The following is a 24,678-nucleotide window of genomic DNA, read 5'->3' as shown; positions in this document are numbered from 1 at the left end:
CAGGTCCTAAAGCAGACAGACGGCGTTTATGCGTCAACTCTGCCAACGGGTTCGTTTTGATCCATAAACTGTGACAGCTGGGAACTACCAAAGAATTCTTTTATGGAAGCAATAACAGGTCTTATATTGATCAACTGTTGTGGTGTTATGGACGAGGTGTCCTGAATGGACATCCGCTCCCGAACTACACGTTCCATTCGGGATAAACCGATCCGGAATTGATTCTGTAAAAGTTCACCGACAGAACGCAATCTACGGTTTCCAAGGTGATCAATATCATCCGTACCGCCTACTTGATGCAGCAGATTGAAGAAATAACTGATCGCCGCAAGAATATCAGCAGGTGCAATATTTTTCACGCTATCGTCCACATTGCCGTTGCCGATAACATTCAATGTTCTTTCGCCTTCAGGGTCTGTTGGATCAACAATTTTGATCGATTGGACCTTGATTGGATCTTCCAGTACGCCTTCGTGCGGTTCTAGAACCTGATCACCGGTATTTTCTTCTGTTCCCTCTAAATAAGGAAGCAGTTTATCAAGGAGTCTGCGGTCAATGGTATCGCCTTTTTGCGCTAACACCTCTCCTGTTTCCTGATCGACGAGGGTTTCAGCTAGCACTTGGTTAAATAGACGGTTTTTAATGTGAAGTTTTTTGTTCATTTTATAACGACCTACGTGTGCCAGGTCATATCGCTTCGGATCAAAGAAGCGGGAAACCAGCAGACTTTTGGCATTATCGACTGTCGGCGGTTCACCAGGACGCAGCCGTTCATATATTTCAAGCAAAGCTTTTTCGCTGTTTTCCGTGTTGTCTTTTTCCAACGTGTTTTTTAAGTATTCATTATCGCCAAGCAAGTCAATGATCTCTTGATCAGTGCCAAAACCGAGCGCACGCAAAAGAACCGTAATTGGAAGCTTTCTTGTACGGTCGATACGAACATGAACAACGTCCTTGGCATCCGTTTCAAACTCAAGCCAGGCTCCGCGGTTCGGGATTACAGTAGCTGTATAACCCCTTTTTCCGTTTTTGTCATGTTTTTCACTATAGTAAACGCTTGGTGAACGAACTAATTGGGAAACAATCACCCGTTCGGCACCATTGATCACAAAGGTACCAGTATCGGTCATTAACGGGAAGTCTCCCATAAATACTTCCTGCTCTTTCACTTCGCCAGTTTCATTGTTAAGCAACCGGACTTTAACACGAAGAGGAGCGTTATAGGTGACATCTCTTTCTTTCGATTCATCGACAGGATACTTAGGTTCACCCAAGCTGTAATCCACAAATTCTAATGATAAATTCCCTGTGAAGTCTTCAATTGGAGAGATGTCCTGGAACATTTCGCGCAAACCTTCTTCCAAAAACCAATCATAGGAAGCAGTTTGTATCTCGATTAGGTTTGGCAATTCTAGTACTTCACTAATACGTGCATAACTTCTGCGTTGGCGGTGTCGTCCATACTGAACTAGTTGACCTGTCAACTGATTCACCCCTCAAATCAAGAATTAGAAAAAACGCTGCACACCATCAAGCTGTCGGCAAAGAACGAAAAGCAGCCATTACTGCCCAGAAAGCAACAATGCTTATAATATAAGACACTAGCACTTTGCTCAGCTTTAAGGTGAAGCGGTTTTTGCACCATCACACTCCTCTTGTTCAGCAGCGAAACGAGCATTTGGTGATAAGCGCAAAATTGTCCGGTAAACATACCGAACAAACTTGTGAAGCAAAAACCAATCGTTCACAAGATTTTTTATTGAAACATTCGCTGTGAGCGAATGTTGTATCACATTTTCCATCCATCTAACGTTAGATTAGAAACGGGTTTCTGGCATTTTGCCTTTTGCCGCTGGAAAGCATACTGCGACATTTAAAAAAATTTAAATTTTTTTAAAGTGGTAAAACGGCAATGATTCTTCTCTCATTTCTCCTTGAAACAATAGGAAAAATTATCCGATTTCACCATTCTTTCCTTTATCAAAAAAGATTATACGTAAAAAAGTGAAAATAATCCTTGACAAGGGAAGTCGCCTATTGGCATTTTTCAATATTACCACAACAGGAACAGCGAGTCAATAATAAAATTCCTGGCACAAAAGCAGCGGCTACTTATTGCTTTGTTGATTTCAATAAGTAATAACCTTTGTTTTTCACAAGTAATTCGATATTCCCAAATAGTTGTTCCAATTTCTTCTGGGCAGAAGGTGCTCCCTGCTTCTTCTGAATGACAACCGTCAACTCTCCTTGCGGAAGCAGCGCTTTATAGCTTTCTTCAAACATATCGAAAATTACTTTTTTCCCTGCACGGATAGGGGGATTGGTTACTATAGCTGAAAACGTTTCGTTTTGGAAGGACTGGAGACGATCACTAATTTTAAATTCTACGTTTTCCACTTGGTTGTTTATCGCGTTTTTTCTGGCTAAGTCAATCGCCCTTTCATTGATATCACTCATGGTGATATGACGGTGCGGAAAAGCTTTCGCCAATGATAAACCTATCGGTCCGTATCCACAACCCAGATCAAGAAACCCGCCTGCTATCGCTGGTTCCGTAAAGCCTTCAATTAATGTACGGGAGCCGAAGTCTACCTCGTTTCTGGAAAACACTCCGTGATCAGTGGTAAAAGAAAAGTCAAAACCTCTCAGTTTGTAATGCCAGGTTTTCGGATCACTTTCTGATGTTGGCTTTCTTGAATAATAATGCTCAGACATAATGGTAAGCACCTGCTTTTCTTAGTTAAAAATGGGACAGAGGATATAAGGTCGGGCATGGCGTATTCATCAATCCACGCTTTACCGCCCAACCGGTAAGTTTAAATGTTTTACATTTCCCAGAGCAGAAACCCTTTAAAGGTAATAAAAGCCCGCCGATAAAGGCGGGCTTGTTTATTCCTTACTTCAATTCAACAGAAGCGCCTGCTTCTTCAAGCTTAGATTTCATTTCTTCAGCTTCTTCTTTCGCAACGCCTTCTTTGATTGCTCCTGGAGCGTTATCTACAAGGTCTTTTGCATCTTTAAGTCCAAGACCAGTGATCTCACGAACTGCTTTTACAACTTTGATTTTAGAAGATCCGGCACTTTCCAGAACAACATCAAATTCAGTTTGTTCTTCAGCAGCTTCTCCGCCGCCAGCTGCGCCTGCAGCAGCAACTGGTGCAGCAGCAGTTACTCCAAATTCTTCTTCAATAGCTTTTACAAGGTCGTTCAATTCAAGAACTGTCATTTCTTTGATTTGCTCAATAATTTGTTCTTTAGACATGTTTCTTCCTCCTTGGGATAATTAGTTTTATTTAAACGAATCTCATGAGATTTCTTTAAACAAGTGCCAGCTTACGCGCCTTGTTCTTCTTGTTGTTCTGCAACTGCTTTTGTAGCGTAAGCAAAGTTGCGGACAGGTGCTTGAAGTACGCTAAGCAGCATGGAAAGCATACCTTCGTAGTTTGGCAGGTCGGCAAGTTCCTTGATTTGCTCAAGGGATGCAATGCTTCCTTCGATGACGCCAGCTTTGATTTCAAGCGCTTCGTGTTCTTTGGCAAAGTTGTTCAAGATCTTTGCAGGTGCCACTACATCGTCAGTACTGAACGCAATGGCCGTCGGCCCAACCAATGTTTCGTTCAAATCCGCCAGCTCTGCTTCTTCTGCAGCGCGGCGAGTCATCGTGTTTTTGTACACTTTGAAATCGACACCAGCATCGCGAAGTTGTGTACGAAGTTCCGTGACTTCTGCAACGTCAAGGCCGCGGTAATCGACAAGAATTGTTGATTTACTTTCGCGGAACTTGTCGGCGATTTCGGTTACAACTTGTTTTTTGTGCTCAATTGTTTTGGACATTGTTCCACCTCCTATTGACTTTTCATCATACCGTCAGATCCTATGTCAGTACATGAAAAAACCCCCATGCAGACATGGAGGTTTTGTTTTCGATGAAACAATCATACACCGGTGATTGTTTTCTATTCACACACCTCGGCAGGACATTAAGCTTTTCAGCACCTGCTGTCTACGGTACAACGTTTATATTTAGTTACTTTAACTTATGCAACATTGTACATTATAGCTAAACATTCATGACAAGTCAATAGACTTTTTTAGCGAACGAAGCTAGAAACGTCTACTTTGATGCCAGGGCCCATCGTAGAAGCAACAGAAGCGTTACGCATGTAAATGCCTTTAGCCGCTTGTGGCTTTGCTTTCACCAAAGTATCCGTAATTGCTTCAAAGTTCTCGATCAATTTAGCGTCATCAAAGGATACTTTTCCGATCGGCACATGAACGTTGGAGGACTTATCCACGCGGTATTCTACCTTACCAGCTTTGATTTCTTGCACTGCTTTTTCAACTTCAAAAGTCACCGTGCCGGTTTTAGGGTTTGGCATCAAGCCTTTCGGCCCCAATACGCGTCCAAGTTTACCAACTTCAGCCATCATGTCAGGAGTCGCTACAACGACATCAAAGTCAAACCATCCTTGGTTGATTCTGTTGATCAAGTCTTGCTCTCCTACAAAGTCAGCACCCGCGTTTTCAGCTTCTTTGGCTTTATCGCCTTTCGCGAAAACCAAGACGCGCTGTGTTTTACCAGTTCCGTGCGGAAGCACCATTGCACCGCGAAGCTGTTGGTCAGCTTTCTTAGGGTCAACACCCAAACGGAACGCAGCCTCTACTGTTTCATCAAAGTTAGCTTTAGCAGTTTGCTTGATTAGCTCTACTGCTTCTTTTATATCATAAGCTTTTGAACGATCAACAAGTTTCAAAGCCTCTTGTTGCTTTTTGCTTTTTTTAGCCATTATTATTTCCTCCTTGATTGTGGTTTTAACGGTTATACCTCCCACTTTAAAAAGCGGAACGAGCTTCACCGGCTGTCTTCAACAGCCGAGCTCGCTACACGATTGCTTCGGAGGCAATCATGATTTAATCCCTGTCCTACAAAAAGGTTGCGAAAGGCACTTCCGCCATCATCGCAACCTTCTTTACTCAGCAGAGTCGCTGTGGGATTAGTCTTCGATAACGATTCCCATACTACGCGCTGTACCTTCAACCATACGCATAGCCGCTTCCACGTTAGCAGCATTCAGATCAGGCATTTTGGTTTCCGCAATCTCTTTTACTTTGTCGCGCTTGACAGTAGCAACTTTATTACGGTTTGGTTCACCTGATGCCGTTTCGATTCCAGCTGCTTTTTTAAGAAGCACAGCAGCAGGCGGAGTTTTTGTGATAAATGTAAATGAACGGTCCTCAAACACCGTGATTTCTACTGGAATAATCATGCCAGCCTGGTCTTGCGTACGGGCATTGAATTCCTTACAAAATCCCATGATATTTACACCTGCTTGACCCAATGCCGGTCCAACTGGCGGTGCCGGGTTTGCCTTCCCTGCAGGGATTTGAAGTTTAACAACTTTAATAACTTTTTTAGCCACGAGACACACCTCCTTAAAGTCCGTGATGTGGTAATAGGGTCTTCCCCTCCCACTCATCGTATATCTTTATACACCGAGCATAAAGAACATAAAAATTCTAGCATCTTTGCGAACAAAATGCAAGGGGTTGTTTGAATACCTATTCTTCCCAGTTCCTACTTTATGGCCAATGTCGATAGGAAGTGAACACCTTCTACCGTTGCTTTCAGGTATTTTCCACCTGTCTTTGTCCAGCTCCAGCGCCTACCCCCTCGAGGTCTTAAGCCAATCCTCTCTGTGGCAGAAACCGCCACTCCGAGGTTTTGCTTAAGCTTGTCGGGGGTGAACAAGGCGCTTTCGCTTTTCTTCCATCTTACATTATAATTTTTCGATTTGGGAGAATTCTAGTTCTACTGGGGTTTCTCTACCGAACATGTTTACATGTACCTTTACTTTTTGCTTATCGAGATCAATTTGTTCGATGGTACCAGTAAAGTTCGTGAAAGGCCCGTCTGTTACGCGGACACTTTCTTTTTCTTCGAAGTCCACTTCGGTGACCTGTTCTTGCATCCCCATCCGTTTCAGTATGAACTCTGCTTCCTCAGGCAAGAGAGGGATGGGTTTGGAGCCTGCACCGGTCGAGCCTACGAATCCGGTCACTCCCGGGGTATTGCGGACTACGTACCAGGAATCATCTGTCATGATCATTTCCGCCAATACATAACCCGGAAACACTTTCTTTTTAGCTACCTTCTTTTTGCCGTTCTTGATTTCTGTTTCCTCGTCTTCTGGGACAAGCACGCGAAAAATCTTATCTTCCATTCCCATCGATTCCAAACGTTTCTCCAGATTCGTTTTCACTTTGTTTTCGTAGCCAGAATAAGTGTGGACTACATACCAATTTTTTTCCATGATTTCAGGACAATCCCCTTGCCCTTCCCTCCCTTTTCGAATACTGATTATTTTTGCCAATTTAAAAAACCCGCAGTTCACGGGTTTTGCTCGTAAAAGTATGATTAACTATATTATAGCATAAACTACCATTAATTATTCAAACAATAGATTAAGAATTTCCGTAATTCCCAAATCGATAACAGCAAAAAAGACTGCTACAAACGCAACGGTACACACAACAGTAATGGTATAGCTTGTCAGTTCCCGACCTTTTGGCCAGCTCACTTTTTTCATTTCCCTGGAAACATTTTTAAAGAATGTGATAAGTTTCATGCTTTACCCCCAAACTTATGGCCTACAGACCGGCTTTTACTTATTTCGTCTCCCGATGCAGGGTATGAGCTCCACATCTTTTGCAAAACTTGCGAACTTCCAACCGTTCGGCATTCTCTGTTTTATTCTTATCTGTACTGTAGTTTCTGCTTAGGCAGTCCACACAGGCCAGTACTACTTTACGTCTCATTCCATCACCCCGTTTCAGGGTTTTTCACCATACCAATGTAGCATGGGAACAAGAGCCTGTCAACGTTACGTTTATAGACTCAACTCACTGATTTCCAAGTAACGCTCCAGTTTGCGCTTCACCCTCTGAAGGGCATTATCGATCGATTTCACATGCCGTTTCAACTCGACGGAAATTTCTTGGTAAGACCTGCCGTCCAGATAAAGACTGAGCACTTGTTGTTCCAATTCGCTTAACAATTCTGACATTTTATATTCCATGTCCCCGAATTTCTCACGGTTCACAATCAACTCTTGAGGGTCGACGGCCTTAGATCCGGCAATCACATCCATGAGTGTCCTGTCTGACTCTTCATCATAAATAGGCTTGTCCAGTGAAACATAAGAATTTAATGGGATATGCTTTTGCCTGGTGGCTGTTTTGATTGCAGTGATAATTTGGCGGGTTATACATAGTTCGGCAAATGCTTTAAAAGAAGAAAGCTTATCTCCTTTGTAGTCCCGAATTGCCTTATAGAGACCAATCATGCCTTCCTGTACTATATCCTCCCGGTCTGCTCCGATTAAAAAGTAGGTCCGGGCTTTTGCCCTAACAAAGTTTCTGTACTTCGTAATCAAATAGTCCAAGGCATAAGTTTGGCCCTGATGAACCAATTCAATCAACTCATCGTCTTCAAGTTTCTCATAGCCTAATTCCTGATCGTCTGTCTCCGTGTGTGTGATGGTCACCCAGGATTCCCCCCGACTATACTGCCGTGAATATAGCAATATTATACAGTAAGCGTTTCACTATCGTCAATAACAGGTGTCGACTAATGTCCTCCCCTTCGCCATTTTTCGAACACTTCCAATATATCTTTTTTGATCGGAATCTTGGAGGAGGATTGGATATTTCGATAAGATTCTAAATCTTCCTCTATCTCTTTCTCTATATTCTTCATTTCAATATATAGCTCTCGAGCGGACTTGCGGAGCGCCCCCTGAGCAAAGATGGTACGTTGTTCTGTGAAATCTGAAGTAGCGACATACACTTGGGTTTTCACGTTTTTCAATTGTTTGATTAATTTTTCGATACATTCATCAGCCGTCTCTTTTTCTTTCGTAAAAATTACTTCCACCTTGAAATTCTGTTGTTTTTTCGCAAGGCCCTGGACGTAATAAGCGTCAAATACGATGATTACCCTCATTCCTTTGTACGCTTGGTACTCTGCCATATTGGCAATTAAAAGATCACGAGCCTGAGCCAGGTCATGATCTTTTAATTTCTTTAATTCATCCCAGGCACCGATGATGTTGTATCCGTCCACCACTAATACATCCATTGTCATTCACCAAGCGGATTCCGTTTTCTAAAAACTTCATACATAAGCAGTCCCGCAGCAACAGAGGCATTCAACGAGGAAACTTCCCCTTTCATTGACAGCCTTACTGTCCAATCGCACTTATCTTTCACAAGCCTGCTCATTCCTTTCCCTTCGTTGCCGATGACAAGGGCTAACGGCATATCTGCCGACAGTTCCCGATAATCCTCTGAACCATCTGCAGCAGTACCGACCACCCATACGTTTCTTTCCTTTAATTCATCGATCGTGGCTGCGATATTAGTTACTCTGGCGACAGGGATATACTCAATCGCTCCTGCCGAAGTTTTGGCTACTACTGCGGTCAAGCCAACCGATCGGCGTTTCGGAATGATGACCCCGTGTACTCCGACCGCGTCAGCGGTACGGAGAATAGATCCTAAATTATGCGGATCTTCTATTTCATCTAAAATCATAAAGAACGGAGGCTCGTCCTTTTGTTCGGCAGCTTCGAATAAATCCTCCAGGCTGCTGTATGCATACGCAGCGACAGCTGCAGCTACCCCCTGATGATTGCCTTCCACCAGCTGGTCTATCTTTCGCTTTGGCACTTGCTGTACTGTCACGCCATTCTCCTTGGCTAGTGACTGAATTTTATGAAATGCTTGTTTTTGCAACTGGTCTGAAATCAAAATTTTATTGATCGATCGTCCGGATTTCAATGCTTCTGTAACCGGATTTTTGCCAATGATCCATTCTTCAGCCATTATCAATCAACCCCTTTCCTCTACGAATGCGATGGCTTCCGCAACTAATTGTTCCAGCCTTTCTATATTTCCTCCCAAGTATAAATAGCCCAACAGCGCTTCAAAAGCAGTACTATACCGATAGGTTTGTACATCTGTATTTTTCGGCACCGTTCCGGATTTGGCGTTCCTGCCTCTCCGGACGACACCTTCTTCCTCCATAGACAACCGTTCCTTCTCAAGCCAATCAGTAATCACCCTGGCTTGCGACTTAGCGGAGACAAACGCGACTGCAGACCGGTGTAATTGATCTGGCTTTACATTTCCTTTTCTAATAAGATGATGCCTTACATAGATTTCATAAACGGCATCCCCCATATAAGCCAGATTCAGGCTCTTCATTTGTTTTACATCTATTTCCGCCATGTTCATCCCCGCTTCCACCGCGTACCTTGCGGTGTATCCTCGAGAATGATCCCCTGTTCCTTCAGATCATCCCTGATTTGGTCCGCCAACGCGAAATCACGGTCCTTCCTTGCGTCATTCCTTTGCTTGATCAATGCTTCTACTTCTTTATCCAGCAATTCCTCTTCTTGTTTCAACTGAATGCCAAGGACGCCTGTCTGCTGTTCCATCAGTTCCATCAGTCTGTTGATGACCCGTTCGGAAGTTTGCTTAGACTGCAAATAAACATTGGCATCTTTTGCTATATCGAACAATACAGCTATTGCATTGGCCGTATTGAAATCGTCGTCCATCTCCTTCACGAATCTTCTTTGATAACCCTCCGCTTTTTCCAGCCATTCTTCCTCGTTTCCGTCAAGATTAGTACTGGACTGTTTGCGGTGCTCCAGATTTAAATAGGCATTTTTAATCCGGTCCAAACTGTTTTTAGCACTTTCCAGTAATGCCTCGCTGAAATTGATCGGGTTCCTGTAGTGGACGCTCAACATGAAGAATCGTACTACCTGTGGATCATGCTGTTCTATCAAGTCATGAGCCAGAACAAAGTTCCCCATCGATTTGGACATTTTTTCATTATTTATATTGATATAACCATTATGCATCCAATAGTTCGCAAACTGTTTATCATTTCCAGCTTCCGATTGGGCTACTTCGTTCTCGTGATGCGGAAAAGTTAAATCCTGGCCTCCGGCATGAATGTCAATGGTGTCACCTAGGTATTTTTTCGCCATGGCCGAGCACTCTATATGCCATCCCGGACGGCCTTTTCCCCAGGGAGAATCCCATGAGATTTCATCTGCCTTGGCTTGTTTCCACAAAGCGAAATCCAGTGGATCATCTTTTTTCTCTCCTATCTGAATTCTGGCTCCAGAACGAAGCTCGTCGATCGATTGATGGGATAGTTTTCCATAATTGTCAAAGGAGCGGGTGCGGAAATACACATCACCGTCCGCTTCATATGCGTGCCCTTTTTCTATCAGCAAGGAGATAAATTCAATGATTTCCTCCATGCTTTCTGTTACGCGGGGATGATGGTCAGCTTGTTTTACCCCCAGAGCACCGACATCTTCCTTATAAGCATTGATAAACCGCTGCGATATATCCGGCACTTCTTCCCCAAGTTCATTTGCCGCTTTGATTATTTTGTCGTCGACATCCGTAAAATTCAATACATAGTTGACCGCATATCCGCGATATTCCAAATACCTTCTTACCGTATCGAATACGATCGCAGGGCGTGCATTCCCTATATGAATATAGTTATAGACAGTTGGACCGCAGACATACATTCTTACCTTTCCTTCTTCTATGGTTTCGAAGGGTTCCTTTTGCCGGGTCAATGTATTATAAAGTTGTATTGTCATGACTCTTCACTCCTTTTAACTTATCCAATTCTTTCCGCAAAGCTTTTATTTCAGCATCCATCTCTTTCATTACCTCCGAAAGGGGATCAGGCAGCTTATGATGATCAAGATCTTTTCGTACACGTTCTCCGTTTTGAATGACCACTCGTCCGGGAATTCCAACTACTGTTGAGTGGTCAGGAACATCATGGAGGACCACCGATCCAGCCCCTACTTTAGAGCTCTCACCAATCACAATCGAACCGAGCACTTTTGCTCCGGTTGCGATTAAAGCATTATTTTTAATCGTTGGGTGTCTTTTTCCCTTCTCTTTTCCAGTGCCCCCTAAGGTGACTCCCTGGAAGATGGTAACGTTATCCCCGATTTCACATGTTTCCCCGATTACCACACCCATTCCGTGGTCAATAAAAAATCTTTTTCCTATTTTTGCCCCAGGGTGAATTTCAATCCCTGTCAAGAAACGGCTGAATTGTGAAATTACCCGGGCAATAAAATAAAACTTCTTATTATAAAAAGCGTGAGCAACCCGATGTGCCCAGATTGCATGTAACCCTGCGTACGTTAAAATAACCTCAAAATAAGTACGGGCAGCCGGGTCCTGGTCAAACACGACTAGAATATCTTCTTTCAGCATTCTGAAAAAACCCACGTAAGACCGCCTCCCTTCCTTGTTGTCATCCCTGATTCCCAAATCGTCAAAAATGGAAAAGCTTCATTCCTTACCTAACAAAAAAGCGTCTCTGTGTATAGATACACAGAGACGCTTAAGCGCGGTTCCACTCTGTTTGGGAAAAAATCCCCCAACTCAAGTTCCTGGTTAACGGCAGGCAGCCGCCCTTACCTACTCGTTTCAATAAGGGACTCAGAGGTGCATTTCAAAAACGGATGCTTAAAATCACTTTCAGCCGGTGGTGATTCTCTCTTTCTAAGCCTGCCGCTTTTTACTTCTCCTCTTCAACGCTCGATTTTTTGTAGTATTACTATATTACAAAACGATGAAAATGTGAAGCTTTACTTGCTGATTTGTTCAATGGCGGAACGCAGTCTCGCCAGGACTGTATCCTTCCCTAACAAATGGATCGAATTAGGCAATTCCGGTCCATGAACCTGACCGGTTGTCGCCACACGGATCGGCATGAACAATTTTTTCCCTTTTTGTTTCGTTTCTTTTTGAGTCGCTTTGATTTCTGCTTTGATTGCATCCGGTGTGAAATCATCACTCGCTTCAAGCTTGTCAGCGAAAACAGATAACACTTCTGGAACTTGCTCCTCGTTAAGAACCTCCAGCGCTTCTTCGCTGTACTGAATTTCCTCACGGAAGAAAAGCTCCGTCAATTCTACGATTTCCGCTCCGTAGTTCAATTGCTCCTTATAAAGCCCAATCAGTTCCAGTGCCCAATCTTCCTGTTCTTTCTCCATGTCTGCCGGCAGTCTTTCTGCGTGAATCAAATGAGGCAATGCCAGTTTCACGACATGATCAAAATCGGCCGCTTTGATGTACTGGTTATTCATCCACTTCAGTTTCTGCGGATCAAAAATCGCCGGGGACGTGGACAAACGATCCGGATCAAACATTTCGATGAACTGCTGTTTGGTAAACAATTCTTCTTCTCCTACCGGCGACCAGCCCAATAGCGTAATAAAATTGAACAATGCTTCCGGCAAATAGCCAAGATTTTTATATTGTTCGATAAATTGGAGAATATGTTCATCCCGCTTACTCAGCTTCTTACGGTTTTCGTTCAAAATCAGTGTCATATGGCCGAACTTTGGCGGCTCCCAATTAAACGCATCGTAAATCATCATCTGTTTTGGTGTATTGGAGATATGCTCCTCTCCCCGAAGCACATGGGAGATTTTCATTAAATGGTCATCAATTGCGACAGCGAAATTATAAGTAGGAATCCCGTTTTTTTTCACGATTACCCAATCTCCAAAATCACTGGAATCAAAAGTAATATCTCCTCGGACGATATCATTGAATTTATACGTAACATTCTTCGGCACACGGAAACGAATGCTCGGCTGGCGACCTTCCGCTTCGAACTGCTGAATCTCTTCCTCTGAGAGATTGCTATGGGCACCGGAATATTTCGGAACCTGTCCGTTAGCTTTTTGTTCTTCCCGCTCTTGCTCCAGTTCTTCAGCTGTCATATAACATTTGTATGCAAGGTCTCTTTCCAGCAGTTCATCTACGTACTTTTGATATAATTCCAGCCGCTCTGTCTGCCGGTATGGACCGTAATCGCCGCCAATATCTGCACCTTCGTCCCATTCTATTCCAAGCCATTTCAAGTAACTAAGCTGGCTTTCTTCACCGCCCGCTACGTTTCTTTTTTCATCCGTGTCTTCTGTACGGATAATAAATTTACCGCCCAAATGACGGGCATATAAATAGTTGAATAAAGCCGTGCGGGCATTCCCTATATGTAAATGTCCGGTTGGGCTGGGCGCATAGCGCACCCTTACTTCGTTCGTCATCTTGCCGAGCTCCTTCCTTTTATGAACCAATCTATTTTTTCACTGCCTACATTCATGCATTCATGTCTGTACCCATTCTACCACTAATACCGCTCATTGTAGATTATTATGCAACAACACTACCGCTTGCGCAGCAATTCCCTCTTTTCTCCCCGGGAACCCTAACTTTTCCGTCGTCGTCGCCTTTACATTTACTTGCGAGACATCGACCGCCAGGATCCGGCAGATGTTGCCCCGGATCGCTTCAATGTATGGCGCCATTTTGGGAGCCTGCGCAATGACCGTGCAATCAAGATTACCCAGTTGGTACCCGCGTTCCTCGACCAATTGCCAAACATGGGCCAGCAGACGCTCAGAATCCGCATCTTTAAACAACGGATCTGTATCCGGAAAATGCTTGCCGATATCTCCTTCCCCTATTGCTCCCAAGCATGCGTCCGCAATTGTATGGAGCAGTACATCTGCATCGGAATGGCCCAAAAGTCCTTTCTCATAAGGAATGTCCACTCCACCGATAATGCAAGGACGCCCTTCGGCAAACTGGTGGACATCGAAACCTTGTCCTATACGGAACATGACCGTTATCCCCTTTACTTGTTATTCTGTTTACTTCCCAAAAAAAGCTTGAGCTTTCCCCAAGTCTTCAGGTGTTGTGATTTTAATGTTATGATAGCTTCCTTGTACAATCCCTACATCATAGCCAAAATGCTCCGCCAAAGAAGCATCGTCTGTACCCAGAATCCCTTGTCCAGCTGCCTGTTGATGTATCTGATAAATCAGCTCAAAATCGAAGCTTTGCGGTGTTTGTGCCGCCCAGAGCGTTTTTCTGTCCAGTGTCCGTAAACGCCCGTTCACCACTTGCTTGATTGTGTCCGTTACAGGCACCGCCAACAGTGCTGCCCGGTTTTCCACAGTCGCTTCAGCCAACGCGTGAAGGTGGTCGTTTGCTACGAACGGACGGGCACCATCATGAATAAACACTATGCCTGTGTACCCCTTCATGCTTTTCAAACCGCAAAACACACTTTGCTGACGTTCTTCTCCGCCCATGACCAGACGGATATCCTTATGGGAGGAGACCGATTCAAGCAGCCCTCTCATCCGCTCTTCGTCCTTTGGGTTCACTACCAACGTAATCGCAGTACACCAGCTATCCTGCAAAAACACATCGAGTGTATGAAGGATCAGCGGCCTTCCACTGATGTTGATAAACTGTTTGTTTTCTCCGGTCTTCATCCGCTTTCCCCGACCAGCTGCCAGTATAATAGCCTGATAACTCCTCATTATTGTATCATCCTAGTTTTAATCTAAGGAACATTCCCTGTTCATTCTGTTTATATGTTGATATCATAAAAGGCCCTCTCATAACAAAAGCGATAACAGAACTGTTATCACTTTTGTTTTCCTCTATAAGTTATACCTTTTTTATAGTGCTTTTTCAAGTAATTTTGGTTTCGCAAAAATCATACGGCCGGCAGAAGTTTGCAGAACACTGGTGATTAACACCTCAATTGTTTTGCCAATGTATTCCTTGCCTTCTTCGACAACAATCATCGTGCCATCGTCCAGATATGCAACCCCCTGGTTTTGTTCCTTCCCGTCTTTAATGACCTGGACAGTCAACTCTTCTCCCGGAAGGACGACCGGCTTCACGGCATTTGCCAGGTCGTTGATATTCAATACCTGGACATGCTGGAATTCACATACTTTATTTAAGTTGAAATCATTGGTAACGACAATCCCGTCGATCACTTTAGCAAGTTTGACAAGCTTACTGTCTACTTCCTGGATTTCTTCAAAATCTCCTTCATAAATCTCCACATTCACAGGCAGCTCTTTCTGCATCCGATTCAGAACATCCAGTCCGCGCCGTCCTCGATTTCGTTTCAAGACATCTGAAGAATCAGCAATGTGCTGCAGTTCTTCCAATACAAACTGCGGAATTAATACCGTACCTTCCAGAAAGTTGGTTTGACAGATATCTGCAATTCTACCGTCAATAATGACGCTGGTATCAAGGATTTTCACCTTAGGCATTTGCCGATTCGATTCTGTCTCGTTCTCCTCTACGACCGTCTTGTCTTTTTCCTTCCTGGCAAGCGTCAGTAAATTCAAAAATTCATCTCTTCGTTTAAAACCGACCTGGAAACCGAAGTATCCCAATAAAAACGTCACAAATATCGGCAATACCTGGGAAACAAGCTTAATCTCAATATCCAAAATTGGTATGGTTATTAAATAGGCAATTACCAGCCCGAGAATCAATCCGAGACTGCCGAATAACAAGTCTCCGACTGGAGCTTTGACAAGCGTCTCTTCAACCCACCGCAAAAAGTCTACGATGTAATCTACCACCCAAAATGATAGTAAGTATAAAATGATTGCCCCAAATACTAGACCTGCATATGGTGACTCAACCCAGTTTCCATTCGTAAGGCCTGTTAATTCCAATAGATCTGGTATATACAAATATCCAATAGTTCCGCCAGCTATAATGATGAACAGCTGTACAATTCTTTTTAGCACCAAGGTCACCTCCTATGAGTCAGTATCTCCAAATATATAAATTTTATCCCCGAATAATTGTTTCTTCGTAGTGTAAAGCTCATTTTCCAGTGGAAACCGCCTTTTCGCCGAATCGCTTAATAGGCAGGTTTCTAAATTTAAAGTATCATACTTGACAAAATCAGTCAAATGAGCAAAAATAAAGATTTTATCACAGTAAGTATTCATAGTCAAACTATTTTAAATAGTCCTGTCGATGAAAAGCTGCTCCTGCAGCCTGTTCAACCCGTCCTTGATTTTTTTGGCCCTTATGTCTCCGACTCCATTAACGGAAACAAGCTCTTGAGTAGACGCATTGGCTACTTCATTCAACATTCCAAAATGATCAATAAGATAATCGATGATTACGTGAGGAAGACGCGGTATCTTGGCTAGAACCCGGTATCCCCGTGGATAAATGATAGCATCGCGTTTAAAGTCGAGACTATATCCCAGCATTTTGATGATGTGTTCCTCGCTGGTAAGCTCAGCTGAAACTACTTCCTGCATTTTCAGCAGCATCTCTTCTGGTGACAAGCCTGAATCCGTGCTGTAATCCCTGATAATGAGGGCAGCCTCTACTTCGATATCAGCAACCAACTCAGTCAATTGCAATTGGATTAGACGTCCTTCCGTCCCCAACTCCGTAATATATTTTAGTATCTCTGTTTTGATTCTCAGCACCATTTCTATCCGGTGAAAGACTTGCACAATCTCTGTTAATGTCACCAAATCCTCGAATTCCAGTGCGCCTAAATTTGTCAAAGTCTGATCAAGAACGATTTTATACTTTTCCAATGTCTGCATTGCTTGGTTCGCTTTTGTTAGGATGACGCCCATTTCTTTCAACGCATAACGAATACCGCCGTTATAAAGTGTGATGACGTTCCTTCGTTCTGAAATGGCAATCACTAGCGTTTCTGTCTGTTTTGCCACTCGTTCAGCGGTCCGGTGGCGCATTCCTGTTTCTTTGGAAGGAATGGTCGGCTCCGGCATCAATTGAACATTGGCATAAAGAATGGTCGACGCATCCTCACTGAGAAGGATAGCTCCGTCCATTTTTGCCAGTTCATATAGATTAGCAGGGGAAAAAGAAGCATTTATCGCAAATCCGCCATCGACAACCCCCTTGAGTTTATCGGGACTGCCGACGACAATCAGGCCCCCGGTGTTTGCTCTCAATACATTATCAATCCCCTGTCTCATAGGAGTACCAGGAGCTACAAACTTCAGCATTGCCTCTAATACCTTTGCTTCTTTTCTACCCTGCCATTCCATTTAGTTTCCTCCCAGCGTCACTTTTAAGGCTTCTTGAACCGTGTTCACCCCGATGATTTCAATATTATTCGGAGTCGTCCATCCATCAAGATTTTTCGCTGGAATTATTGCCCGCTGGAACCCAAGCTTCGCTGCCTCCTGGACTCTTTGGTCAATTCTCGCTACCCTTCGAACTTCGCCGGTCAGTCCCACCTCGCCGATCAACACGTCATCCGGCCTGGAAACCTGGTCGCGGAAGCTGGATGCAATACTAACAGCAACTGCCAGGTCAATGGCGGGTTCATCCAATTTCACCCCTCCAGCAACCTTCACATAGGCATCCTGGTTTTGCAGCATCAGACCGACTCGTTTTTCTAGAACAGCCATTAAAAGCGGGACGCGATTGTGATCGATACCTGTAGCCATTCGCCTTGGATTACCAAAGCTGGTGGGAGATATCAGTGCTTGGATTTCCACCAGTACCGGCCGGCTTCCTTCCATGGAAGCAACAACGGTGGAGCCTGCTGCTCCCTGCGAGCGTTCTTCGAGAAAAATTTCCGATGGATTGTTTACTTCCCGCAAGCCTTCTTCTTTCATTTCAAAGATACCCATTTCATTCGTGCTTCCAAAGCGGTTTTTCACCCCTCTTAAGATACGAAAAGTATGATGACGTTCCCCTTCAAAGTAAAGGACAGCGTCCACCATATGCTCAAGGAGCCTCGGACCCGCTATTGATCCCTCTTTGGTGACATGGCCGACTATGAAAATAGGTATTCCTTTACTCTTAGCTATACGCATGAGTTCGCTCGTACATTCCCGCACTTGTGAAACACTACCGGGGGCACTGGTGACTTCCTCCCGATAAATGGTCTGAATCGAATCAATGACCACAAAGGACGGGTTCAATTGCTCGATTTGATTGGATATATCCAGTAAATTCGTTTCGGCCAGCACGTAAAGGTTGTCCGATGTTACGCCGAGACGGTCTGCCCGCAGCTTTGTCTGGCGAGCCGATTCCTCACCCGATATATACAATACATTCATTTGTTTTCTTGCCAGTTGGGAAGATACCTGCAATAGGAGGGTCGATTTCCCGATTCCTGGATCCCCGCCAATTAGGACTAACGAGCCAGGGACAATTCCTCCGCCAAGCACCCGGTTGAATTCCGGCATTTTCGTTGTAACCCGCGGTTCTTCTTCTGACTGGATAGCAGTAATTTTTTCTGGTTTTGATTTGGTTCCAGATTGTACTTGAAATGTGTGCCTCGTGGAAGAAGAAGCTTCCATCTCCTCCACAAAAGTATTCCAATTATGACAGCTGGGACATTTCCCCATCCACTTTGGTGTTTCGTACCCACATTCCTGACAAACATACTTTGTCTTTCTTTTTGCCAAAATAATCTCTCCTCACCTATTGTATACGAATGAGATAACGAACAAGTTACAGACTTCTATCAATTTATTAAAAAATATAGATTCCTTTAAAAGGATAAACAGCGCAGGGACACCATGAATGCCTATACTTGTTCCGACATGTCAGTATTATCACTGAACTTCTACTTTTTAAAATGAAAAAAACGGAAGGGATTTAACCTTCCGTTTTTCAAACTTAATCGACTGCCTTGCTTTTTTGTGCCGTAACGGTAAACTCATCATTTTTGTTGACATCGATTTTCACTTTTTGCCCTTTTTGAATCTTTTCTTTCAACAATTCTTCGGACAGTAAATCCTCGACATTCTTCTGAATGGAACGACGGAGAGGACGTGCACCATATTCCGGATCGAATCCTTCATTTGCGATTTTTTCTACCGCCTTATCGGATAAGGTGAACTCAATGTCCTGGTCTGCCAATCTTTTTTGCAGTTCATTCGCCATCAAGGTGACAATTTCATTCATGTGCTTTCTTTCCAGAGAGTGGAAGACGATTGTTTCATCAATCCGATTAAGGAATTCTGGGCGGAATGCTTTTTTCAATTCATCCATTACCTTATCCCTCATCCCTTTATAACCTTGATCCTCGTCTCCAAGATTGAAACCTACATACTTGTTGCGCTTCAATTCACTGGCACCTACGTTGGAAGTCATAATCAACACCGTGTTCCGGAAATCGACCAGTCTTCCTTTTGAATCGGTCAATCTTCCGTCTTCCAGTACTTGTAGGAGAATATTGAAGACTTCAGGATGTGCTTTCTCTATTTCATCGAGCAGCACAACGGAATATGGTTTCCTTCTTACTTTTTCTGTCAATTGTCCGCCTTCTTCATAACCGACATAACCCGGAGGCGAACCAACAAGACGGGATGTCGAGTGTTTTTCCATATACTCGGACATATCGATGCGAATCATCGCTTCCTCATCACCGAACATCGTATCAGCCAGAGCACGAGCCAACTCCGTCTTACCGACGCCTGTAGGTCCCAGGAAGATAAAGGAACCGATTGGACGTTTTGGATCCTTCAATCCGGCCCTGGCACGACGAATGGCTTTCGCAACGGCTTTCACCGCTTCCTCCTGCCCGATTACCCGATCATGCAATACTTCTTCCATATTAAGCAGGCGTTCGCTTTCGTCTTTGGTAAGCTTGGAAACCGGGACACCCGTCCATGTCGAAACGACACTGGCAATGTCCTCGACCGTCACTTCCGAGCTTTCCTGACCCTGCTGTTCCTTCCATTCTTCTTTTGTCTGATCCAGCTCATCTCTCAAACGCTGTTCGCTGTCTCTTAAAGATGCCGCTTTTTCAAATTCCTGGCTTTGAACCGCTGCGTCCTTTTCCTTACGAACTTCTTCCAGCTTTTGCTCCAAATCTTTCAGGTTTGGCGGAGCAGTATAAGAGCGTAGACGTACTTTCGAACCTGCTTCATCAATTAAATCGATGGCTTTGTCTGGTAAAAAGCGATCGGTGATATAACGATCAGATAATGTAACGGCAGCTTCGATGGCTTCATCGGTAATGGTGACACGATGGTGGGCTTCATAACGATCACGCAGTCCCCGCAAAATTTGCATCGATTGATCCATCGTTGGTTCATCAACCTGGATTGGTTGGAAACGTCGTTCCAGTGCTGCATCCTTCTCAATATACTTACGATATTCATCCAGGGTTGTTGCTCCGATACATTGCAGTTCTCCACGGGCAAGAGACGGTTTCAGAATATTGGAAGCGTCTATGGCGCCTTCTGCACCGCCAGCTCCAATTAGCGTATGAAGTTCATCGATGAATAATATAATATTTCCGGCCTGGCGTATTTCCTCCATTACTTTCTTTAAACGATCTTCGAATTCACCGCGGTATTTGGTACCAGCTACAACCGTACCCATATCCAAAGTCATGACTCGTTTATCACGCAAAATTTCCGGCACGTCGTTATTCACAATTTTTTGGGCAAGCCCCTCAGCCACAGCTGTTTTACCGACTCCAGGCTCCCCTATCAATACAGGATTGTTTTTGGTTCGACGGCTTAACACCTGAATGACACGTTCAATCTCTTTTCCACGTCCGATAACCGGATCTACGTTTCCGTCCTTGGCAATCGAAGTTAAGTCCCTTGCCAGTGAATCTAAGGTCGGTGTATTGGCGGCAGTTGATTGAGAACCATTACGGCCGTGCTGGCCAGCCGCCGATTCATTGCTGCCCAACAATTGCAATACTTGTTGTCTTGCCTTGTTCAGACTGACTCCAAGATTGTTTAAAACCCTTGCAGCGACACCTTCCCCTTCTCGGATAAGGCCCAATAGAATATGTTCCGTTCCTACGTATGAGTGCCCCAGCTTTCGAGCTTCATCCATCGAGAGTTCAATGACTTTCTTTGCACGCGGCGTATAATGAATCGTCTGTGACACTTTTTGTCCGCGTCCAATTAATTGTTCTACTTCTTCCTGGATTTTTTCCGTTTCAAGTCCGAGAGAGCTTAATGCTTTGGCAGCAATACCTTCCCCTTCTCTTACCAATCCTAATAGAATATGTTCTGTTCCAATATTGTTATGCCCTAACCTGACCGCTTCTTCCTGGGATAAGGCCAAAACTTTTTGTGCTCTTTCGGTAAATCGACCAAACATCATATCAGGTCTTCCTCCTTACATTAGTTAAATTTCCAGTTTAAACCGCTCTCTGATCAATGAAGCCCTAAGCACATCTCTTTCTTTTGCTGACAGCATTCTTTTTGCATAATGCTGTAAAAATCCGGGCTGGGACAGGATCATTAACTCGTTGAGAATGCTTTTCGAGATATCATTTATATAACCAACATCGATACCTAGCTGCACATCTGACAAGCATTTCGCAGCCTCTTTCGATTCAATGATCCGACTATGCTGAAGGATGCCATAGGAACGGAAAATCCTGTCTTCAAGCTGTAACTCTGATTGTTCTACCAGTAACTGCCTAGCTTTGCGTTCCTGATCGATCAGTTGATTGACGACACTCCGCAAGTCCTGGACGATGTCCTGTTCCGATTTTCCCAGGGTAATCTGATTAGAAATTTGAAAAATGTTCCCGATAGCTTCGCTTCCTTCGCCATATATACCTCTAACTACCAAGCCCAACTGGCTAATTGCCGGAATCATCCGATTGATTTTTTGAGTAAGAGCCAGGGCCGGTAAATGCATCATGACAGAAGCACGCATCCCGGTTCCTACATTTGTCGGACAGCTCGTCAAGTAACCACGCTTTTCATCAAACGCATAATTGATTCTTTCTTCCAGCCAATCATCAAAGGTAAATGCCTGTTCAAGTGCTTTTTCCAGTTGAAAACCCGGAAAATACAATTGAATCCGGATGTGATCTTCTTCATTCACCATTACCGATACTTGCTCATTGCTCGATATCAAGGCGGCAGCCTCTTCATCGTTCTCTGCCAAATGAGGGCTGATTAGGTGTTTTTCAACTAAAACTTTTTTCTCAATCGGCTTCAAGTCACGCATTTTAACGAGCGCCAGGTCATTATAGTTGGAAAAAGATTGATGCTCATATTCCTTCTGGAAAAACAAAAGCACTTTTTCCAAATCAGCCGAATCGGCAATGATCGGGAAAGGAACTTGTTCAAAGTTTCTTGCCAGGCGAATACGACTACTCATCACAATGTCACTATCCGGGCCTTCTTCCTTCATCCATGGACTGATTGCTTCATTCATAAATTGCTGTAAGCTCATTCTTCCTCACCTTCCCCGTCACGGTTAAGGTCTTTTTCCAATTGTTTAATTTTATCTCTCACCTCAGCAGCGCTTTCAAACTCTTCGTTGGCAATTAACTGCTTCAGTTGTTCACGGTACTCGCTTAACTTCCGTTTCTGTTGAATACCACTTCCAATTCTGGAAGGTATTTTTCCATGATGGGTTGTGTTCCCACTGTGAACACGGCGAAACACCGGATTGAGCCGATCAGAAAAGGTTTGATAACAATGTGCGCAACCAAACTTACCTATTCTGGCAAACTCCTGATAGGTCATGCCGCATTTCGGACAAGTGAGCCCCTTTTCAGAAGGTACACTGCTCGTATGCTGTTCACTAAAACCTGATCCAGCATCAAAATTAAACAAACCGGACAATAAATTATGCAAAGAGTATGCTTCGTCTTCATATCCCATATACCCTTTTTCTTTCGCACAATATTCACATACATGGATTTCTGTTTTATTACCATTGACAATTTTTGAAAAATGCAAGGTAGCTGGACGTTCATGGCATTCTTGGCACTCCATGCCAACTCCCCCTTCTGCCTAATATTTTAGAGTTGCAAGCATTGCGGTCATTATGCGGGACCGCACCTCATCACGAACCGGCAGTTGAAAGGCAAGAGTGCTGCGATCGATGGCACTTGCCATCATCTTTGCCTCACGTTTGGTAATCAACTCTTCCTCCAGCATTCGCTCCAATATATCCACAGCAGCCTGCTGTGTTACCGCAGGTTGAATCATTTTAATAATATCATCGATCAATTTTGCTTTATCTTCATTTTCAATTCTAATGATGCGAATATAGCCTCCGCCTCCACGTTTACTTTCGACTATATAGCCCCTTTCCACAGTAAAGCGGGTTTTAATCACATAATTTATCTGAGAAGGCACACACTGGAATTGGTTCGCTATTTCACTTCTTTTAATTTCAACCGCATTTTTATTATTCTCACGCAGAATCTCTTTTAAGTAACGCTCAATTACATCAGATATGTTACTCATTTGCCCTCCCCTCCTCAGCTTTGACTTTGACTATCTTTGACTTTACTTTTATTATACTCATCTTTTCCTGGGATGCAAATAAAAAAGTTCAGTAAATATCTTTTCCTTAAAAAGAATGAATAAACTTCCGTAATTTGATTTTTTGTTCTTGTTTTATATGAATTCTTCTTATGAATGAATAATCCCTTCAAATTTCCTTTACCCTTTTTAAATGTTCGAGGGAAGACATTTCTTCGATCAATTGATACTTATCAATTTGTGTTTTATTTTCTAGTTCGATAAACAGACTTCTTGCATCATCCTCTGCTCTTTCTACTTCCATTTTTTCAATTTTTGATTGATATCTTTCAAAAATACGAAGCAGGCTTTCAATTTTCAACCCTTCCTCGACAATCAATTCAAAATGAAGATTTGCCCGTTTTTTTAAAAATATTCTCTCCACCTGTTGCAGAAATACTAAGCTAAGCAAAATAATTAACGTAGCTACTGCAGCCAGGCTATACATCCCCGCACCTACTACAAGGCCAAGACCAGCAACCGCCCAAATGGATGCTGCTGTTGTTAAACCTCGGATATTAATTCCATGAACCATAATCGTCCCGGCACCCAAAAATCCTATTCCGCTAATCACGTAAGAGGGGATACGTGCAGGGTCAAATCGAACATTATCATACTTCTCCATAAATGTTTCAAACCCATATATGGATAAAAGCATCATCAAGCAGGACCCTACCCCCACTAATATATGGGTTCTAAAGCCTGCGGCATGGTTATTCCACTCTCTTTCAAATCCGATGAGGCCGGACAGCAGCAGGGCTACAAATAAACGGATTATCATTAAAGTAAAATCTTCATGAATTAAACTAGATAATTGCACTATACTTCCCCCTTCTTCTAATGAACTAAATACCCTTTACTGGCTAATTGAAATCGGGCTTTCTTTTATCTTATGTAGGAACGATGAATGGGAATGATTGTTTCTATTTTAAATTCTAACGACTCTTTTTAAAACTTTTTCTTCGTTTTTCCTTCCGAAAAGCAGGCCGATTTATATAACACAAAAAGACATCCTTGAACGAGACTGACTCATTCAAGGATGTCTTTGTTTGCCTGGCGGCGTCCTACTCTCGCAGGGGCAAAGCCCCAACTACCATGGGCGCTGGAGAGCTTAACTACTGTGTTCGGCATGGGAACAGGTGTGGCCTCTCCGCTATTGCCACCAGACCTGCAGGATGCAGGTCGTTCTGTGTTGTTCACAGGACGTGAACGGTTTTAACAGAACTTCCTTTGTGTACAACTTTAGAAAGTGTACCTTCAAAACTAGATAAGAAGGAAGACATCAACGAACTTCACACGTTTGAATCCAGCTCTGCGGGCTAGATGCTCGCGTCATAAGTCATTCCCCTACAAGCCCATAAAGCAGGGCTTTTCGGTGACTGGCTTATGCGTGTCGCATCTGACCAAGCCCGCGACGCTTTTTGTTTTAATCCAGTTACGGCTCCTAACAGCTAGTGTATAGTTCATCCAG

General features: G+C 43.6%; 25 protein-coding genes, 1 rRNA gene, 1 pseudogene and 2 other annotated features. All 27 genes and pseudogenes read right to left on the bottom strand.

What is annotated here, in order from left to right; genetic code table 11:
- Window position 1: 1 nt before the first annotated feature.
- A pseudogene (locus ERJ70_RS19930) lies at window positions 2-1,484 on the bottom strand (DNA-directed RNA polymerase subunit beta family protein); the annotation flags it as partial.
- Window positions 1,485-2,112: 628 nt separating this feature from the next.
- Window positions 2,113-2,715: a class I SAM-dependent methyltransferase gene (locus tag ERJ70_RS19925; protein WP_209366421.1), complete on the bottom strand. Its 603-nt coding sequence runs from the start codon at window positions 2,713-2,715 to the stop codon at window positions 2,113-2,115.
- 181 nt (window positions 2,716-2,896) lie between these two features.
- Window positions 2,897-3,262, bottom strand: a complete 366-nt coding sequence (gene rplL / locus ERJ70_RS19920; RefSeq protein WP_209366420.1) for a 50S ribosomal protein L7/L12 — start codon at window positions 3,260-3,262, stop codon at window positions 2,897-2,899.
- Window positions 3,263-3,333: 71 nt separating this feature from the next.
- A complete protein-coding gene (rplJ, locus tag ERJ70_RS19915) occupies window positions 3,334-3,834 on the bottom strand; it encodes a 50S ribosomal protein L10 (RefSeq protein WP_209366419.1) in 501 nt (166 codons plus the stop codon).
- Between the two features lie 45 nt (window positions 3,835-3,879).
- Window positions 3,880-4,027 (bottom strand) — a sequence feature (ribosomal protein L10 leader region).
- A 64-nt stretch (window positions 4,028-4,091) separates the two neighbouring features.
- On the bottom strand, window positions 4,092-4,787 hold the full coding sequence (gene rplA, locus ERJ70_RS19910; RefSeq protein WP_209366418.1) for a 50S ribosomal protein L1: 696 nt from the start codon (window positions 4,785-4,787) through the stop codon (window positions 4,092-4,094).
- A gap of 207 nt (window positions 4,788-4,994) precedes the next feature.
- Window positions 4,995-5,420, bottom strand: coding sequence for a 50S ribosomal protein L11 (gene rplK / locus ERJ70_RS19905; RefSeq protein WP_026569033.1), 426 nt, complete (start codon window positions 5,418-5,420; stop codon window positions 4,995-4,997).
- Window positions 5,421-5,777: 357 nt separating this feature from the next.
- A complete protein-coding gene (gene nusG, locus ERJ70_RS19900) occupies window positions 5,778-6,311 on the bottom strand; it encodes a transcription termination/antitermination protein NusG (RefSeq protein ID WP_026569032.1) in 534 nt (177 codons plus the stop codon).
- Between the two features lie 135 nt (window positions 6,312-6,446).
- On the bottom strand, window positions 6,447-6,626 hold the full coding sequence (gene secE / locus ERJ70_RS19895) for a preprotein translocase subunit SecE (protein WP_074601230.1): 180 nt from the start codon (window positions 6,624-6,626) through the stop codon (window positions 6,447-6,449).
- A 40-nt stretch (window positions 6,627-6,666) separates the two neighbouring features.
- Entirely contained in the window at window positions 6,667-6,816 is a 150-nt protein-coding gene (gene rpmG, locus ERJ70_RS19890; RefSeq protein ID WP_074601229.1) for a 50S ribosomal protein L33, read from the bottom strand.
- 71 nt (window positions 6,817-6,887) lie between these two features.
- Window positions 6,888-7,544: an RNA polymerase sporulation sigma factor SigH gene (gene sigH, locus ERJ70_RS19885; protein ID WP_026569030.1), complete on the bottom strand. Its 657-nt coding sequence runs from the start codon at window positions 7,542-7,544 to the stop codon at window positions 6,888-6,890.
- An 83-nt stretch (window positions 7,545-7,627) separates the two neighbouring features.
- Window positions 7,628-8,137 (bottom strand): NYN domain-containing protein, encoded by a 510-nt coding sequence (locus ERJ70_RS19880; RefSeq protein ID WP_209366417.1) that lies wholly within the window; start codon window positions 8,135-8,137, stop codon window positions 7,628-7,630.
- 2 nt (window positions 8,138-8,139) lie between these two features.
- Window positions 8,140-8,883, bottom strand: a complete 744-nt coding sequence (gene rlmB, locus ERJ70_RS19875) for a 23S rRNA (guanosine(2251)-2'-O)-methyltransferase RlmB (RefSeq protein ID WP_209366416.1) — start codon at window positions 8,881-8,883, stop codon at window positions 8,140-8,142.
- Window positions 8,884-8,889: 6 nt separating this feature from the next.
- A complete protein-coding gene (locus ERJ70_RS19870; RefSeq protein ID WP_374099742.1) occupies window positions 8,890-9,288 on the bottom strand; it encodes a Mini-ribonuclease 3 in 399 nt (132 codons plus the stop codon).
- 2 nt (window positions 9,289-9,290) lie between these two features.
- The gene (cysS, locus tag ERJ70_RS19865; protein WP_209366414.1) at window positions 9,291-10,691 is read right to left on the bottom strand and encodes a cysteine--tRNA ligase; all 1,401 of its coding nucleotides are present in this window, start codon (window positions 10,689-10,691) and stop codon (window positions 9,291-9,293) included.
- Window positions 10,672-11,325, bottom strand: a complete 654-nt coding sequence (gene cysE / locus ERJ70_RS19860) for a serine O-acetyltransferase (protein WP_209369582.1) — start codon at window positions 11,323-11,325, stop codon at window positions 10,672-10,674. The genes cysS and cysE overlap by 20 nt, the downstream gene beginning before the upstream one ends.
- A gap of 119 nt (window positions 11,326-11,444) precedes the next feature.
- Window positions 11,445-11,658 (bottom strand) — a binding site (T-box leader).
- Window positions 11,659-11,702: 44 nt separating this feature from the next.
- On the bottom strand, window positions 11,703-13,172 hold the full coding sequence (gene gltX / locus ERJ70_RS19855) for a glutamate--tRNA ligase (protein ID WP_209366413.1): 1,470 nt from the start codon (window positions 13,170-13,172) through the stop codon (window positions 11,703-11,705).
- Between the two features lie 93 nt (window positions 13,173-13,265).
- Window positions 13,266-13,748 carry a 2-C-methyl-D-erythritol 2,4-cyclodiphosphate synthase gene (gene ispF, locus ERJ70_RS19850; RefSeq protein ID WP_209366412.1) on the bottom strand — a complete coding sequence of 161 codons (483 nt, stop codon included), beginning with the start codon at window positions 13,746-13,748 and terminating at the stop codon, window positions 13,266-13,268.
- A 30-nt stretch (window positions 13,749-13,778) separates the two neighbouring features.
- Window positions 13,779-14,456, bottom strand: coding sequence for a 2-C-methyl-D-erythritol 4-phosphate cytidylyltransferase (gene ispD / locus ERJ70_RS19845; RefSeq protein ID WP_209366411.1), 678 nt, complete (start codon window positions 14,454-14,456; stop codon window positions 13,779-13,781).
- 141 nt (window positions 14,457-14,597) lie between these two features.
- Entirely contained in the window at window positions 14,598-15,698 is a 1,101-nt protein-coding gene (locus ERJ70_RS19840; protein ID WP_209366410.1) for a PIN/TRAM domain-containing protein, read from the bottom strand.
- 219 nt (window positions 15,699-15,917) lie between these two features.
- Window positions 15,918-16,994 carry a DNA integrity scanning diadenylate cyclase DisA gene (disA, locus tag ERJ70_RS19835; protein WP_209366409.1) on the bottom strand — a complete coding sequence of 359 codons (1,077 nt, stop codon included), beginning with the start codon at window positions 16,992-16,994 and terminating at the stop codon, window positions 15,918-15,920.
- Window positions 16,995-18,368, bottom strand: coding sequence for a DNA repair protein RadA (gene radA, locus ERJ70_RS19830; protein ID WP_209366408.1), 1,374 nt, complete (start codon window positions 18,366-18,368; stop codon window positions 16,995-16,997).
- Between the two features lie 214 nt (window positions 18,369-18,582).
- Window positions 18,583-21,036 carry an ATP-dependent protease ATP-binding subunit ClpC gene (clpC, locus tag ERJ70_RS19825; protein WP_209366407.1) on the bottom strand — a complete coding sequence of 818 codons (2,454 nt, stop codon included), beginning with the start codon at window positions 21,034-21,036 and terminating at the stop codon, window positions 18,583-18,585.
- Window positions 21,037-21,060: 24 nt separating this feature from the next.
- Entirely contained in the window at window positions 21,061-22,125 is a 1,065-nt protein-coding gene (mcsB, locus tag ERJ70_RS19820; RefSeq protein ID WP_209366406.1) for a protein-arginine kinase McsB, read from the bottom strand.
- Window positions 22,122-22,673, bottom strand: coding sequence for a protein-arginine kinase activator protein McsA (gene mcsA, locus ERJ70_RS19815; protein WP_209366405.1), 552 nt, complete (start codon window positions 22,671-22,673; stop codon window positions 22,122-22,124). Before mcsA ends, mcsB begins: the two co-directional genes overlap by 4 nt.
- An 18-nt stretch (window positions 22,674-22,691) precedes the next feature.
- Window positions 22,692-23,150 (bottom strand): CtsR family transcriptional regulator, encoded by a 459-nt coding sequence (locus tag ERJ70_RS19810; protein WP_209366404.1) that lies wholly within the window; start codon window positions 23,148-23,150, stop codon window positions 22,692-22,694.
- Window positions 23,151-23,337: 187 nt separating this feature from the next.
- Window positions 23,338-23,988: an MgtC/SapB family protein gene (locus ERJ70_RS19805; RefSeq protein WP_209369580.1), complete on the bottom strand. Its 651-nt coding sequence runs from the start codon at window positions 23,986-23,988 to the stop codon at window positions 23,338-23,340.
- 270 nt (window positions 23,989-24,258) lie between these two features.
- Window positions 24,259-24,374, bottom strand: a 5S ribosomal RNA gene (gene rrf / locus ERJ70_RS19800).
- Between the last annotated feature and the right edge of the window lie 304 nt (window positions 24,375-24,678).

Source organism: Sediminibacillus dalangtanensis (assembly GCF_017792025.1).
Taxonomy (GTDB): domain Bacteria; phylum Bacillota; class Bacilli; order Bacillales; family Amphibacillaceae; genus Sediminibacillus; species Sediminibacillus dalangtanensis.
This window is presented reverse-complemented; position numbering and strand designations above follow the sequence as displayed.